12 protein-coding genes are annotated in these 15020 nt (G+C 70.4%); 5 read left to right on the top strand and 7 right to left on the bottom strand.

What is annotated here, in order from left to right; translation table 11 throughout:
• Window positions 1-65 precede the first annotated feature (65 nt).
• Window positions 66-467 carry a response regulator gene (locus ACZ7FF_RS02960; RefSeq protein ID WP_470808940.1) on the top strand — a complete coding sequence of 134 codons (402 nt, stop codon included), beginning with the start codon at window positions 66-68 and terminating at the stop codon, window positions 465-467.
• A gap of 79 nt (window positions 468-546) precedes the next feature.
• On the opposite strand, the gene ACZ7FF_RS02955 is transcribed toward ACZ7FF_RS02960, so the two are convergent.
• From ACZ7FF_RS02955 to ctaC, 4 genes are all read right to left on the bottom strand, one after another.
• Window positions 547-1806, bottom strand: a complete 1260-nt coding sequence (locus tag ACZ7FF_RS02955) for a L,D-transpeptidase (protein WP_470808938.1) — start codon at window positions 1804-1806, stop codon at window positions 547-549.
• 159 nt (window positions 1807-1965) lie between these two features.
• A complete protein-coding gene (locus tag ACZ7FF_RS02950; protein WP_470808936.1) occupies window positions 1966-2364 on the bottom strand; it encodes a cytochrome c oxidase subunit 4 in 399 nt (132 codons plus the stop codon).
• Window positions 2361-4094, bottom strand: a complete 1734-nt coding sequence (gene ctaD, locus ACZ7FF_RS02945) for an aa3-type cytochrome oxidase subunit I (protein WP_470808934.1) — start codon at window positions 4092-4094, stop codon at window positions 2361-2363. The genes ACZ7FF_RS02950 and ctaD overlap by 4 nt, the downstream gene beginning before the upstream one ends.
• Window positions 4091-5050 carry an aa3-type cytochrome oxidase subunit II gene (gene ctaC / locus ACZ7FF_RS02940; protein WP_470808933.1) on the bottom strand — a complete coding sequence of 320 codons (960 nt, stop codon included), beginning with the start codon at window positions 5048-5050 and terminating at the stop codon, window positions 4091-4093. The genes ctaD and ctaC overlap by 4 nt, the downstream gene beginning before the upstream one ends.
• 324 nt (window positions 5051-5374) lie before the next feature.
• On the opposite strand from ctaC, the gene ACZ7FF_RS02935 reads away from it, so the two are divergent.
• Window positions 5375-6751, top strand: coding sequence for an aminotransferase class V-fold PLP-dependent enzyme (locus ACZ7FF_RS02935; RefSeq protein WP_470808931.1), 1377 nt, complete (start codon window positions 5375-5377; stop codon window positions 6749-6751).
• 65 nt (window positions 6752-6816) lie between these two features.
• Here ACZ7FF_RS02935 and ACZ7FF_RS02930 read toward each other — a convergent pair whose 3' ends face one another.
• A complete protein-coding gene (locus ACZ7FF_RS02930) occupies window positions 6817-7791 on the bottom strand; it encodes a carbohydrate kinase family protein (protein WP_470808930.1) in 975 nt (324 codons plus the stop codon).
• A 130-nt stretch (window positions 7792-7921) separates the two neighbouring features.
• On the opposite strand from ACZ7FF_RS02930, the gene ACZ7FF_RS02925 reads away from it, so the two are divergent.
• Complete coding sequence (locus ACZ7FF_RS02925) at window positions 7922-8149, top strand: hypothetical protein (protein WP_470808929.1); 228 nt, start codon at window positions 7922-7924, stop codon at window positions 8147-8149.
• A 101-nt stretch (window positions 8150-8250) separates the two neighbouring features.
• Window positions 8251-9789, top strand: a complete 1539-nt coding sequence (locus tag ACZ7FF_RS02920) for a hypothetical protein (RefSeq protein WP_470808928.1) — start codon at window positions 8251-8253, stop codon at window positions 9787-9789.
• Between the two features lie 106 nt (window positions 9790-9895).
• On the opposite strand, the gene ACZ7FF_RS02915 is transcribed toward ACZ7FF_RS02920, so the two are convergent.
• Window positions 9896-10252, bottom strand: a complete 357-nt coding sequence (locus ACZ7FF_RS02915; RefSeq protein ID WP_046421274.1) for an iron-sulfur cluster assembly accessory protein — start codon at window positions 10250-10252, stop codon at window positions 9896-9898.
• A 262-nt stretch (window positions 10253-10514) separates the two neighbouring features.
• Between ACZ7FF_RS02915 and nadA the strand changes: the two genes are divergently transcribed.
• Window positions 10515-11699, top strand: a complete 1185-nt coding sequence (gene nadA / locus ACZ7FF_RS02910; RefSeq protein WP_470808926.1) for a quinolinate synthase NadA — start codon at window positions 10515-10517, stop codon at window positions 11697-11699.
• Between the two features lie 56 nt (window positions 11700-11755).
• Here the strand turns inward: nadA and ACZ7FF_RS02905 are convergent, their stop codons facing one another.
• Window positions 11756-14857, bottom strand: coding sequence for an efflux RND transporter permease subunit (locus ACZ7FF_RS02905; protein WP_470808925.1), 3102 nt, complete (start codon window positions 14855-14857; stop codon window positions 11756-11758).
• Window positions 14858-15020 lie beyond the last annotated feature (163 nt).

The following is a 15020-nucleotide window of genomic DNA, read 5'->3' as shown; positions in this document are numbered from 1 at the left end:
GAGTAACATCCGCCCAAACGGCCCCGTCCGTCCTGTCCGTACGACGCCGACGTCCCGGAGGAACAATGCAGCCGACCGCCACGGTGCTGGTCTACAGCGACGACTCCAACACCCGCGAGCAAGTACGGCTGGCCGCAGGGCGGCGGCCCGCTCCCGACGTGCCCCAGGTCGAATTCGTAGAGTGCGCGACGCCCGCGGCCGTGCTGACCGAGCTGGACCGCGGCGGCATCGACGTGTGCGTGCTCGACGGCGAGGCCGTGCCCATGGGCGGCATGGGCGTGTGCCGGCAGATCAAGGACGAGGTGTTCAACTGCCCGCCGGTGCTGGTGCTCATCGGCCGGCCCCAGGACGCGTGGCTGGCCACGTGGAGCCGGGCCGACGCGGCGGTGACCCTTCCGGTGGACCCGGTCGAGTTCGCCTCCGCGCTGGCCGCCCTGCTGCGCCAGAAGCGCCTGCAGAGCGCCTGAGGACCCGGGGCGCGGGGTCATGCCCGCGGCCGCGGCCCGCGAAGGGCCGTCCGCCCGGCTGCCCGCGCCCCTGCGGTCCTCACAGCGCCGTCGGCCGGAGCCTCACCGCGTCCACGGGGGCGGGGCTGTCCGGTGTGCCGTTGGTCAGGGCGGATCCGGTGCGCCACTTCTTCCAGTCGACGTTCCAGTCGCCGAAGCCGTTGCCGAAGGGCTCCATCGGGGTGCCGTTGGAGTTGACGACCCTGACGATGTCCCCCGGGTGGATGTGGTCGAAGAACCACTCGGCGTTGGACGTACTCATGCCGGTGCAGCCGTGGCTGACGTTCGCGTAGCCCTGTGAGCCCACGGACCAGGGCGCGGCGTGCACGTACTCGCCCGACCAGGTGACGCGCGTCGCGTAGTAGACCGGCAGGTCGTAGGAGTCGGAGCTGTTCTCGGAGATGCCGACAGTGACTCCGCGCATGCGTACGAAGTACTGCTTCTCCAGGACGACCTTGACGCCGTTGCGGGTGTCGTAGCCGGGCTTGCCGGTGGTGACCGGGATCTGGTTGACCACCTTGCCGTTCTCGTAGAAGGTCAGCTGGTGCGCCGCGGCGTCGGTGACGGCTTCGATCCGGTCCCCCGTGGTGATCTTCAGCGCCTTGGACTTCCCGCCCCACAGCCGGTCGCTGATCTTCACGCCGTCCAGGTTGCTGTGCACCTGGACGGTGGCGTGGGCGGGCCAGTAGTCCTTGGGCCGGTAGTGGAGTTCCTTGCCGCTCACCCAGTACCAGGAGCCCTGGACGGCCGGCACGGAGTCCACCCGCAGGGCGCGCTCCACGACGGCCCGCTGCGCCTTGTCCTTGACGTCCTGGCTCAGTTGGGCGGTGATGGGCTGCCCCACGCCGTACTGGCCCGCGTCCGGCCCGAAGGTGACGTTCAGCCGCTTCTGGCTGGTCGGTCTGCTGGTGTCGAAGGCGAGGACCTTGCGGCCCGGCGCCCCGTCGTCGTCCTCGGTGCTCACCGTGACCGTGTAGTGGGCGTTGGCGGCCAGCGGGGAGATGCTGTGCCAGCGGCTGCCGTCGGCGGCGAGTTCGCCCGCCACGTAGCGCCCTGTGGAGTCCTGGGCGGTGACGTCGGTGATGCGCCCCTCGTCCTTGACGGTGACCTCCAGGGGCTTGTCCGGGTCGGCCCGCTTCCCCGCGTCGGTGGGGCCGTTGAAGGAGATCAGGCCCGCTGCGTCGTACGGCTTGGCCGACAGGGGGTTGCCGTCCGAACCGCAGGCGGTGACGCCCGCGCCGAGGGCGGTCACCAGCAGCGTGCAGCCGACGACGGTGCGGGTCCGCGGAGTGTGATTCATACGATCACGCTATGAGATGGAGACCTTACCGGCGCGGCACGTAACTCGTTCGAGCGACCGACACTCCGGCAAAGGAAGGACACCCTGTTGCGGCCCCAAAAGCCGGGAGCCCGGACCCTCCTGACGGAGGGTCCGGGCTCCCGGTGCGCTCTGCGGGTGTTACTGCGTGCGGTTCTCACCGTGGTAGTACTCGAACACCCAGCCGAACAGGCCGATCACGATGATCGGGGCGGCGAAGTAGATCAGCCACCAGCCGACCGCGATGCTGAGGAAGGCGATCGCGCCGCCGATGCCCAGCAGCAGCGGCTGCCAGCTGTGCGGGCTGAAGAAGCCCAGCTCGCCCGCGTCGTCCGAGACGTCGGCCTCCTTGTCGTCCTGCGCACCCGCGTCGACCCGCCGGGCCGTGAAGCCCAGGTAGAAGCCGATCATGATGGACAGGCCGAAGGCCAGGAAGAGCGCCGTGGTGCCGGCCGGCTCCTTCGACCACACGCCGTACACGACGGCCATGATCAGGATGAAGAAGCTCAGCCAGATGAACATCCGGCCCTGGATCTTCACTTGCCGGCCTCCTTGCTGCCCGCGATGGCGGTGCCGTGACCGGCGTGCTCGAGCTGCTCGAGCGCGGCGATCTCGGGGTGGTGCAGGTCGAACGCCGGGGATTCGCTGCGGATCCGCGGCAGGGTGAGGAAGTTGTGCCGCGGCGGCGGGCAGGAGGTCGCCCACTCCAGCGAGCGGCCGTAGCCCCACGGGTCGTCGACCTCGACCGGCTTGCCGTACTTGGCCGTCTTCCACACGTTGTACAGGAACGGCAGCATCGACAGGCCGAGCAGGAAGGAGCTGATGGTCGAGACCGTGTTCAGGGCGGTGAAGCCGTCGGCCGCCAGGTAGTCGGCGTAACGACGCGGCATGCCCTCGGCGCCCAGCCAGTGCTGCACCAGGAACGTGCCGTGGAAGCCGATGAACAGCGTCCAGAAGGTGATCTTGCCGAGGCGCTCGTCCAGCATCTTGCCGGTCATCTTCGGCCACCAGAAGTGGAAGCCGGAGAACATCGCGAAGACGACGGTGCCGAAGACCACGTAGTGGAAGTGGGCCACCACGAAGTACGAGTCGGAGACGTGGAAGTCCATCGGGGGCGAGGCCAGGATGACACCGGTCAGACCGCCGAACGTGAAGGTGATCAGGAAGCCGGTCGCCCAGAGCATCGGTGTCTCGAAGGACAGCGAGCCCTTCCACATGGTGCCGATCCAGTTGAAGAACTTCACACCGGTCGGGACCGCGATCAGGAAGGTCATGAAGGAGAAGAACGGCAGCAGCACACCGCCGGTGACGTACATGTGGTGGGCCCACACGGTCACGGACAGACCGGCGATCGAGATGGTCGCGGCGATCAGACCCATGTAGCCGAACATCGGCTTGCGGGAGAACACCGGGATCACTTCGCTGATGATGCCGAAGAACGGCAGCGCGATGATGTACACCTCTGGATGGCCGAAGAACCAGAAGAGGTGTTGCCACAACAGTGCGCCGCCGTTGGCGGCGTCGAACACGTGGGCACCGAACTTGCGGTCCGCCTCCAGGGCGAACAGCGCGGCGGCCAGCACCGGGAAGGCCAGCAGCACCAGCACCGCGGTCAGCAGCACGTTCCACACGAAGATCGGCATGCGGAACATGGTCATGCCCGGGGCACGCATGCAGATGATCGTGGTGATGAAGTTGACCGAGCCGAGGATGGTGCCGAAGCCGGAGAAGGCCAGACCCATGATCCACATGTCGGCGCCGATGCCCGGGCTGCGGACCGCGTCCGACAGCGGGGAGTAGGCGAACCAGCCGAAGTCGGCCGCACCGTCGGGGGTGAGGAAGCCGCCCACCGCGATGGTCGAGCCGAACAGGTACAGCCAGTAGGCGAACATGTTCAGCCGCGGGAACGCCACGTCGGGCGCGCCGATCTGCAGCGGCATGATCCAGTTCGCGAAGCCGGCGAACAGCGGCGTCGCGAACATCAGCAGCATGATCGTGCCGTGCATCGTGAACGCCTGGTTGAACTGCTCGTTCGACATGATCTGCAGGCCCGGCCGGGCCAGCTCGGCGCGCATGAGCAGCGCCATCACGCCGCCGATCAGGAAGAACGCGAACGACGTGACGAGATACATCGTCCCGATCGTCTTGTGGTCGGTGGTCGTCAGCCACTTCACCACGGCATTGCCGGGCTGCTTGCGCCTGACCGGCAGCTCGTCCGCGTAGGAGCCTTCAGCTGCCGCGGCACCCTGGGGTTCGTTGAGGATGCTCACAGGTTGTTCGTCTCCCGGTTCTTCTCGTGCGGCGTCTGCGCGATGCCGGCGGGAATGTAACCGGTCTGCCCCTTCTTGGCGAGGTCCTTGAGGTGCTGCTCGTAACGATCGGGGGAGACGACCTTCACGTTGAACAGCATCCGGGAGTGGTCGACGCCGCACAGCTCCGCACACTTGCCGAGGAAGGTGCCCTGCTTGTTCGGGGTCACCTGGAAGGCGTTGGTGTGGCCCGGGATGACGTCCTGCTTCATCAGGAACGGCACCACCCAGAAGGAGTGGATGACGTCACGCGAGGTCAGGATGAAGCGGACCGTCTTGCCCTCGGGGAGCCAGAGCGTCGGACCGGGGTTGCCGGTCTGCGGGTTGCGCGTGCCCGGCGTGCCGACGTCGTAGACGCCGCCGGCGTTCGCCGGGAAGGCGGTCTTGAACCGGTCCGGAATGGCGGCCAGGTTCGCGTCCGTCTTGGCGTTGCCCGAGACACCCGGGACGTTCTCGATGTAGTTGAAGCCCCAGCTCCACTGGAAGCCGACCACGTTGACCGTGACGTCGGGCTTCTTGTCGAGGCTGAGGAGCTTCGTCTCGTCCCGGGCCGTGAAGTAGAAGAGCACCGAGATGATGATGATCGGGACCACCGTGTACAGGGCCTCGATCGGCATGTTGTACCGGGTCTGCGGAGGTACCTCGACCTTGGTGCGGCTGCGCCGGTGGAACATGGCGCTCCACAGGATCAGGCCCCACACCAGCACGCCGACGGCGAGCGCGGCAGCCCAGGAGCCCTGCCACAGGGAGAGGATCCGCGGAGCCTCTTCCGTGGTCGGGGTGGGCATGCCAAGGCGGGGGAAGTCCTTGTATGTGCAACCGGTTGCGGTCGCAAGGACCAGGCCCGCGGTCAATGCCTGCAGCAGCTTCCGCCGCATCGGGCGCCGCGGCGAGCGGTCGGAGCCGTTGGGACTCACGTAGCGCCTTCCCGAGAGTCTCGCCCGCGCGGTCGGCTACGGCCTTCTCGCTGGTCGGTCGCCGCCCTGCGTCGGGCAGGGGTTTGGATGTTTATGCGGACCAAACCCTAGCCGACGCCCTCCGGGGGTTCGCGGGGAGGGGGGCATACGCGTCGCGCCTCACTCAGTTGGGGTGCGGACGGGCGCCCATTAGCTCGGGTTGTGTGGGTTTGAGGGGCGGGCGCGGGTGGGTTACGGGGTCCCGCGCCCCGCGGCGCAGCCCGTGTCGGACACAGCCCGCGCCCCTGGGGTCGACTCGGCTCACCTGCGCTTTAACGTGGGAGTGTGGCTTACTTCGACGCGGCTTCCGCCGCTCCCCTCCACCCCGTCGCCCGTCAGGCGCTGTTGGCCTCGCTGGACGACGGCTGGGCCGATCCCTCGCGGCTGTACCGGGAGGGCCGCAAGGCCCGGATGCTGCTGGACGCGGCCCGGGAGGCGGCGGCCGAGGCAGTGGGCTGCCGGCCCGACGAGCTGGTGTTCACCCCGTCCGGCACCAGGTCCGTACACACGGGTGTCGCGGGGGCGTTGGCCGGGAGGCGCCGGGCCGGGCGTCACCTGATCGTGTCCGCCGTCGAACACTCCTCCGTCCTCCATTCGGCGGAGGTGTTCGAGGCCGAGGGGGGAACGGTCGGCAAAGTGGCCGTGAACCGGGCCGGCGCCGTCGACCCGGACGCCTTCGCCGCCGCGCTGCGGCCGGACACCGCACTGGCCTGTCTGCAGTCGGCCAACCACGAGGTGGGGACCGTGCAGCCGGTGGCCCGGGTGGCCGAGGCGTGCCGGGCGGCCGGGGTGCCGCTGCTGGTGGACGCGGCGCAGTCGCTGGGGTGGGGACCGGTCGAGGGCGACTGGTCGCTGCTGGCGGCCAGCGCGCACAAGTGGGGCGGGCCCTCGGGGGTCGGGCTGCTCGTCGTGCGCAAGGGGGTGCGGTTCGCCGCCCAAGGGCCCTCGGACGAAAGGGAGTCGGGGCGCGCGCCCGGCTTCGAGGACATCCCGGCGGTCGTGGCGGCCGTGGCCTCGCTGCGCGCGGTGCGGGCGGAGGCGGCCCGGGAGTCGGTACGGCTGCGGGAGCTGACGGAGCGGATCCGGACCCGGGTGCCGGGGCTGGTGGAGGACGTGGAGGTCGTGGGCGATCCGGAGCACCGGCTGCCGGGGATCGTCACCTTCTCGTGTCTCTATGTCGACGGAGAGGCGCTGCTGCACGAGCTGGACCGGGAGGGTTTCTCCGTCTCGTCCGGATCCTCCTGCACCAGCAGCACGCTGACGCCGAGCCATGTGCTGAAGGCGATGGGCGTGCTGAGCGAGGGGAACGTGCGCGTCTCCCTGCCGGCGGGCGCGGCCGAGGAGGACGTGGAACGGTTCCTGGAGGTGCTGCCTCAGGCGGTCGCGGGGGTGCGGGAGAAGCTGGGGGCGCCCGTGCCGGCCACTCGAGCGGGCCCCGGGGAACTGCTCGTCGACTCCCTCGGCAAGCGGTGCCCCCTCCCGGTCATCGAACTGGCCAAGGTGTTCGGCCGGGTGCCGGTCGGCGGCACGGTGCGGGTCCTCTCGGACGACGAGGCGGCCCGGCTGGACATTCCCGCCTGGTGCGAGATGCGGGGCCAGGAGTACGTCGGCGAGGAGCCGGCGGAGCGGGGCACGGCGTACCTGGTCCGCCGGGTGAGCTGACCGCGCGCGCCGGGGACGCGGGGACCGGGCGGCCGGTCCCCGCGCCTTCGTGCAGGTACGACCGGTCAGCCCAGGTGGGTGCGGACCTCTTCGGCGGCCTCGTCGCCGTACGCCTTGGTGAACCGCTCCATGAAGTGGCCCCGGCGCAGCTGGTACTCCTGCGTGCCCACGGTCTCGATGACGAGGGTCGCCAGCATGCAGCCGATCTGCGCGGCGCGCTCCAGGGAGACGCCCCAGACCAGGCCGGAGAGGAAGCCGGCGCGGAAGGCGTCGCCGACACCCGTGGGGTCGGCCTTGCGGTCCTCGTCCGGGCAGCCGACCTCGATCGGGTCCTCGCCGGCGCGCTCGATGCGCACGCCCCGGGAGCCGAGCGTGGTGACGCGGTGGCCGACCCTGGCCAGGATCTCGGCGTCGCCGAGGCCCGTCTTGGACTCGATGAGGCCCTTCTCGTACTCGTTGGAGAAGAGGTAGGTCGCGCCGTCCAGCAGGATGCGGATCTCCTCGCCGCCCATCCGGGCGATCTGCTGGGAGAAGTCGGCCGCGAAGGGGATCGAGCGGGAGCGGCACTCCTCGGTGTGCCGGAGCATGGCCTCCGGGTCGTCGGCGCCGATCAGCACCAGGTCGAGACCGCCGACCCGGTCGGCGACCGTCTTCAGCTCGATCAGCCGGGCCTCGCTCATGGCGCCGGTGTAGAAGGAGCCGATCTGGTTGTGGTCGGCGTCGGTGGTGCACACGAAGCGGGCGGTGTGCAGGGTGTCGGAGATGCGGACGGACTCGGTGTCGACGCCGTGGCGGTCGAGCCAGGACCGGTAGTCGTCGAAGTCGAAGCCGGCGGCTCCGACCAGGACGGGCCCGGTGCCGAGCTGGCCCATGCCGAAGGCGATGTTGGCGCCGACGCCGCCGCGGCGCACGTCGAGGTTGTCGACGAGGAAGGAGAGCGAAACCGTGTGCAGCTGGTCCGCGACGAGCTGGTCGGCGAAGCGGCCGGGGAAGGTCATGAGGTGGTCGGTGGCGATGGAGCCGGTGACTGCAATGCGCACGACGGGGAATCTCCTGCGGGAGGCTGGATTGACAGTTCACGCTACCCGGTCCGGAGCCACCGCTGAAGCTGGCAAAACTACCCGATAGTAGATCTTTCTTCGCCGGGTCCGGCATGCCTACGGTGCCGTCATGACGAACCTCAAGGCCACCTCCCACGCCCGAAGGCTCTCCCCCGCCCCCGCCGACCTCGAGGGCGGTCTCGCCTCACTGCGCGGCGACTGCGCCCGGATGGCCCACCACTGGAAGGCTCCGAAGCACGCCGCGTCGCGGCCGGTGCCGCCGTCCCTCATCCACGGCGTGAACGTTCCGACGCGCTCCGCCCGGCTGCTGGACGCGATGTCCGAATACGGCGACTGACGCAAGGGGCGCACTCCCGGGAACCGCGCGCTCCCCTCCCGCGTCCCATCGCCGTCCCCCGCACAGGGGATGCGGGATACGACCCAGCGAGGAGCGATGCGGTGAACACGGAGCGGCCCGAGGACTCCGGGGATGCGGAGGTTCCCGAGGTATCACACGAGCGTGCGGCCGAGGAGCCGGAGGCCGCCGGCGGGGAACCCGCCGAGCGGTCCGGCCGGCACCGCTCCCGCGCCGTCGTCCTGTCCGTCGCCGCCGCCGTGCTGCTGGTCGGCGGCGGGGGCGCGTACCTCGCGGCGGGCAGCGACGCGGGCGGCCGCACGGGTCCCGGCGCGGCCGGCGGCAGGGCCACTCCCCCGCCGCTCGCGCTGGACGGGTGGACGGGGGCGAACGGCGTCGCGTCCGGGGAGCCGGATCCGTACGGCGCCCACTACGTGGCGCAGGGCGAACTGCCGGCCGGTCCCGGCTCGGCGCCGGTGTACGGGCCGGGGGCCGAGGTCGGCAAGGACCGGGTGGCCCGGCTGGCGAAGGCGCTCGGGGTCGACGGGACGCCCGTGGCCCAGGGGCGGATCTGGCGGGTCGGCGGCAAGGACGGCTCCGGGCCGAGCCTGCAGGTGAACCGGGACGCGCCGGGCAGCTGGACCTTCAGCCGGTACGCGCCCGGCACCGACGACTGCAAGAAGGGCGTGCTGTGCGCGCACGACCCGATGGCCCCCGCCGCCACCCCGGTGAGCGTGGCCGCGGCCGAGAAGGCGGCGGCGCCCGTGCTCAGGGCCGCCGGGCTCGACGGCGCAAAGGTCGACGCGGGCCGGATCATGGGTGCCCAGCGGGTGGTCGATGCCGATCCGGTGGTCGGTCGTCTGCCCACGTACGGCTGGACGACCGGTCTGACGGTCGACCGGCAGGGCGAGGTGGTCGGCGGCCACGGGCTGCTCGCGACGCCGGTGAAAGGCGCCACGTACCCCGTCCTGGACGCGGCGAAGACACTGCGGCTGATGAACGCGGCGCCCGCGGGAGACCACCGGATGGGCATCGGCGGCTGCGCAGGCCCGATGCCACTGAAGGACCGGCTGGAGCAGCCGTGCGCGCCGTCCACGGGGGCGCCGAAGCGGGCGGCGGGCACCGTCACCGTGCGCAAGGCGGTGTTCGGGCTGGCCTCGCACGCCGTCGGCGGACGGCAGACGCTGGTGCCGTCCTGGCTGTTCGAGGTGCGGGGACCGGCGGACGAGAGCGCGTCCACGGTGGCGTACCCGGCGGTCGACCCCCGCTACCTGGCGCCCGCGGCGACGCCCTCGGGACCCTCGGCGCCCTCGGCGCCGCCCGCGTCCGGGGCGCCCGCGACCCGGAACGTGAAGGTGAACGGCTACACGGCGGACGGCCGGACGCTGACCGTGAGCTTCTACGGCGGGGTGTGCGCCGACTACCGGGCGGCGGCGAAGGAGAGCGGGGGCAGCGTGACCGTCACGGTCACCGAGAAGCCCTGGCCGGACAAGGTGTGCGTACTGATCGCCAAGGAGTACGCGAAGACCGTACGGCTGGACGCGCCGCTCGACGGGCGGACGGTGCTCGGTGCGGACGGCCGGCGGATCCCGCGGGCGAAGCCGGGAGCGCTACGGCCGGACGCGTCGGCGCGGGCGCGCTAGGGCCTGTCTGGCCATTCCAGGCCCTAGCGGCGCCGGATCCGGGACGGAAAAGAGGCGGCGGCCCCCCGCGGGGGACCGCCGCCTCTCGCGTCACGGCGTGCGCGGCTCAGCTGAAGGAGTCGCCGCAGGCGCAGGAGCCGGTCGCGTTCGGGTTGTCGATCGTGAAGCCCTGCTTCTCGATCGTGTCCACGAAGTCGACGGTGGCGCCGCCCAGGTACGGAGCGCTCATGCGGTCGGTGACGACCTTGACGCCACCGAAGTCCTTCTCCACGTCGCCGTCGAGCGAGCGCTCGTCGAAGAACAGCTGGTAGCGCAGACCGGAGCAGCCGCCCGGCTGGACGGCGACGCGCAGGGCGAGGTCGTCGCGGCCTTCCTGGTCGAGCAGGGCCTTGACCTTGGCCGCCGCGGCGTCGGTCAGGATGATGCCGTCGCTGACGGTTGTGGTCTCGTCCGATACGGACATCTACATCTCTCCCGGGTTGTACGGAGACTGCTTGCCGACGAGTGCAACCGGCACTCGCACGGATTCATTCCGGGCCGTGCGGTCGCATTGTCGCGGTTCTGCTTCTCTCTTCATGCTCGCACATGGCCGCGGACGCGGACAGCGGTCCGCGCGGGCCCGGGCGGGATTCACGTCACATGGACGCTATGGCCATCGTCAAACTGACGTGAACCGGTTATGATAGATAGCGTCAGTTAGACGAAAAGTAGAAAGGGTGCGTGTCGTGACCACCGCCCAGACCCCGGAGCTCGACGTGCAGCCGACTCCGCTCGCCCTGCTGCTGCTCGGCCGCGAGGCCGACCCGAAGAGCGAGCGGGGCGTCGAGTGCCCCGGTGACCTGCCCTCGCCGTCCGACCCCGACCTGGTCGAGCGTGCCCGCGCCGCCAAGGAGAAGCTCGGCGACAGGGTCTTCGTGCTCGGTCACCACTACCAGCGCGACGAGGTGATCCAGTTCGCCGACGTCACGGGCGACTCCTTCAAGCTGGCCCGGGACGCGGCCGCGCGCCCGGAGGCCGAGTACATCGTCTTCTGCGGTGTGCACTTCATGGCCGAGTCGGCCGACATCCTCACCTCAGGCGACCAGAAGGTCGTCCTGCCCGACCTGGCGGCCGGCTGCTCCATGGCCGACATGGCCACGGCCGAGCAGGTGGCGGAGTGCTGGGACGTGCTGACCGAGGCCGGGATCGCGGACCAGGTGGTCCCCGTCTCGTACATGAACTCCTCGGCCGACATCAAGGCGTTCACCGGCAGGCACGGCGGCACGATCTGCACCTCCTCGAACGCGAAGCGCGCCCTCGACTGGGCCTTCGAGCAGGGCGAGAAGGTCCTGTTCCTGCCGGACCAGCACCTGGGCCGCAACACCGCCGTCCGCGACATGGGGATGTCCCTGGACGACTGCGTGGTCTACAACCCGCACAAGCCGAACGGCGGCCTCACGCCGGAGCAGCTGCGCGCGGCGAAGATGATCCTGTGGCGGGGGCACTGCTCGGTCCACGGCCGCTTCAGCCTGGACTCGGTCAACGACGTGCGCGAGCGCATCCCGGGCGTGAACGTCCTGGTGCACCCCGAGTGCCGGCACGAGGTCGTGGCGGCGGCCGACCACGTGGGCTCGACCGAGTACATCATCAAGGCCCTGGAGGCGGCCCCGGCCGGCTCCAAGTGGGCGATCGGCACGGAGCTGAACCTGGTCCGGCGCCTGGCGAACCGTTTCGCTCCCGAGGGCAAGGAGATCGTGTTCCTCGACCGCACGGTCTGCTTCTGCTCGACCATGAACCGCATCGACCTGCCCCACCTGGTCTGGGCCCTGGAGTCCCTCGCCGAGGGCAACCTGGTCAACCGGATCGAGGTCGACGAGGAGACCGAGGCGTTCGCCAAGCTGGCGCTGGAGCGGATGCTGGCACTGCCGTAGCGCACACGAAAGGGGCCGGGTCTCGTGGTGCGAGACCCGGCCCCTTCGTCATGCCGTCAGACTCCGGTCGGCTCCAGCACCTGCTCCGCCCTCGTCTCCCGCTTCGCCGCCCGCTTGCGCGCGCGCCGCTCCTTGCGGAGTTCGAGCATCGCGTACAGCGTCGGGACCAGCAGCAGCGTCAGCAGGGTCGACGAGATCAGACCGCCGATCACGACCACGGCGAGCGGCTGGGCGATGAAGCCGCCCTCGCCGGTGACGCCCAGGGCCATGGGCAGCAGGGCGAAGATGGTCGCCAGGGCCGTCATGAGGATCGGGCGCAGCCGGTGCCGGCCGCCCTCGATCACGGCCTCCACGACGCCGTGTCCCTGCGCGCGGTACTGGTTGATCAGGTCGATCAGCACGATCGCGTTGGTCACCACGATGCCGATCAGCATCAGCATGCCGATCATGGCCGGGACACCCATCGGGGTACCGGTGGCGACCAGCAGGCCGATCGCTCCCGTCGCCGCGAACGGGACGGACACCAGCAGGATCAGCGGCTGGACCAGCGAGCGGAACGTCGCGACCAGCAGCATGAACACGATGGCGATCGCCGCCAGCATGGCCAGGCCGAGGTTCTTGAACGCGTCGTTCTGGTCGGAGGTGACACCGCCGATCTGCGCCTCGGCGCCCGCCGGGAGCTTCAGGGCCTTGATCTTCGACTGGAGCTGGGTGCTCACCGAACCCGTGTTGTCACCGGTCGGCCTGGCCGTGATGGTGGCGGCGCGCCGGCCGTCGATCCGGGTCAGCGACACCGGGCCGTCGACCAGCTTCACCGTGGCGATGTCGCCGAGCTTCACCGGGCCGAGGCGCAGGTTCTTCAGCTGGGCCAGGGTGGTGGCGGGCTTGGCCGACTTCACGACGACGTCGCGCTCGGTGTCGTCGAGGATCGCCTTCGCCGCCGTCGTGCCGCGCACGGCCTGGGTGACCGCGAGGCCCAGCTTCTGGTCGTCGAACCCGGCCGCGGCCGCCTTGGCGTTGGCGGTCACCGAGATCCGCGGCACGCTGGTGGCGAGGTCGCTGGTGACGTCGGTGACGCCGTCGAGGCCGGCCACCGTGGAGCGCACCTGCTCCGCGGCCGTGCGCAGCACCTGCGGGTCGGCCGCCTTCACGACGACGCTCAGGTTCTGGTTGCCGAAGCCGTCACCGGCCGACACGGTGGTCGTGCCGATGCCCTCGAGCTTCCTCAGGCCGTCCTCGAGGTGCTTCTGCACGTCGTCGTACGACTTCGAGTCCTTCAGCATGACCTGGTAGGAGGCCTGGTTGGTGTCCGTGCCGCCGCCGAAGGCCGCCATGAAGCCGGAGGAGCCGACGGTGACCTGGTAGTCCTTCACGCCCTTGGTGGCGGCGAGCAGCTTCTCCACCTTCCTGGCCTGCGCGTCGGTGGCCGCCAGGCTGGTGCCGGGCTTCAGCTCCTGCTTGACCGTGAGGACCTCCTGCTCGCCCTGGTCGAAGAAGTCGGTCTTCAGCAGGCCGGACATGCCGAAGGTGACGACCAGGACCACGATCGCGATCAGCACGCTAGTGAGGCGGCGGCGGGTGGCGAAGCGCAGGACGGGGACGTAGGCGCGCTGGAGGCGGCTGTTCGCCTCCTTCTCCTCGGCCCGGCGGCGGGCCTCCACGGCGTCCTCGGGGGTGCCCTTCGGGGCGCGCAGGAACCAGAACGACAGCACCGGCACGACCGTCAGCGAGACCACCAGGGAGGCCAGCAGGGCCGCCGTCACCGTGATGCTGAACGAGCCGAACAGGGCGCCCACCATGCCGCCGACCAGGCCGATCGGCAGGAACACGGCGACCGTGGTGAGGGTGGAGGAGGTGACCGCGCCGGCCACCTCGCGCACCGCGTCCAGGATGGCCTGCCTGCGCTCCTCGCCGTAGCCGAGGTGCCGCTTGATGTTCTCCAGGACGACGATCGAGTCGTCGACGACCCGGCCGATCGCGATGGTCAGCGCGCCGAGGGTGAGCATGTTCAGGGACAGGCCGCGCGTCCACAGCACGATCAGCGCGAGGACGACGGACAGCGGGATGGACACCGCGGTGACCAGCGTCGAGCGGATCGACGCGAGGAAGACCAGGATGACCAGGACCGCGAAGAGCAGGCCGAGCGCGCCCTCCGTGGTCAGGCCCTTGATGGACTTGGAGACGGCCGGGCCCTGGTCGCTGACGACCGTGAGCTTCGCGCCGGAGCCGAGGTCCTTGCGCAGCCCCGGGAGCTTGTCCTTGACCGCGTCCGAGATGGAGACCGCGCTGCCGTCGTGGTCCATCGTCACGTTGACGGCAAGGCTGGGGCGGCCGTCGGTGCGGGTGATGGAGTCGGCCGGGGCGGGCTGCTCCTTGACGGCGGCCACGTCACCGAGGCGTACGGGCTTCTTGGCGCCCTCGCCGGTGACCGTGAGGTCCTGGATCTGCTTCAGGGAGGTGAAACCGCCGCCGACCTGGACGGTGCGGCTGGCGCCGTCCTCGTCGAAGGAGCCGGCCGGGACGGTCGCCCCGCCCGCCTGCAGGGCCTGGGCGAGGGCCGCGGGGGTGAGTCCGGCCCGCGCGAGCCCGGCGTCGTCCGGGGTGACGGTGACCTGCAGGTCGCGCACGCCCATGACCTGGACGCGGCCGACGCCGTCGATGTCCTTCAGGCCGGGGACGACCGTCTTGTCGAGCTCGTCGGCGAGGGCCTGCTGGTCCTGGTCCGAGGTGGCGGCGAGGACCACGGTCGGCATGTCGTCCGTGGAGCCGGAGATGACCTGCGGGTCGACGGAGTCCGGGAGCTGGTTGCGGGCCCGGTTGACGGCCTGCTGGACGTCGGAGACGAGCTGCTTGGTGTCGTTGCCGTAGTCGAAGGACGCCATGATCACGGCGTTGCCCTCGCTCGCGGTCGAGGTGACCGACTTGACGCCGTCGACGCCCTGGAGGTTGTTCTCGATGGGCTCGACGACCTGCTTCTCGACCACGTCGGGCGAGGCGCCCTGGTACGGCGCGAGGACCGACACCATGGGCAGGTTGATGGTGGGCAGCAGCTGCTGCTTGATCTGGGGTATCGCGATCAGCCCGAAGACCAGCGCGACGATCGACATGAGCCCGATGAGGGCTCGCTGCGCGAGGCTGAATCTGGACAGCCAGGACATGGGTCAGGGTCTCTCTTCTGTGAGCGGCAGAAGCGCTTCCCTGCCCGGAGGAGGCCCGGGCACGGAGAAAGCGGCGGCGGGACGCGCAGGTGAGCGCCCACCCCACCACCCTGGGCCATCCCGGAGGGCCGATCCGTAGGCCCCAGGTCCATTTCCTTATCCG

The organism is Streptomyces sp. NPDC037126 (assembly GCF_055605965.1).
The sequence above is the reverse complement of the archived record's forward strand: the minus strand, read 5'-3'. Positions and strand labels throughout refer to the sequence as shown.

What these genes read in the sequence shown, in the direction of transcription:
- ACZ7FF_RS02915 (WP_046421274.1), bottom strand. Translation starts at nt 10,252, where the DNA reads ATGTCCGTATCGGACGAGACCACAACCGTCAGCGACGGCATCATCCTG.
- ACZ7FF_RS02905 (WP_470808925.1), bottom strand. Translation starts at nt 14,857, where the DNA reads ATGTCCTGGCTGTCCAGATTCAGCCTCGCGCAGCGAGCCCTCATCGGG.
- ACZ7FF_RS02955 (WP_470808938.1), bottom strand. Translation starts at nt 1,806, where the DNA reads ATGAATCACACTCCGCGGACCCGCACCGTCGTCGGCTGCACGCTGCTG.
- ACZ7FF_RS02925 (WP_470808929.1), top strand. Translation starts at nt 7,922, where the DNA reads ATGACGAACCTCAAGGCCACCTCCCACGCCCGAAGGCTCTCCCCCGCC.
- ACZ7FF_RS02960 (WP_470808940.1), top strand. Translation starts at nt 66, where the DNA reads ATGCAGCCGACCGCCACGGTGCTGGTCTACAGCGACGACTCCAACACC.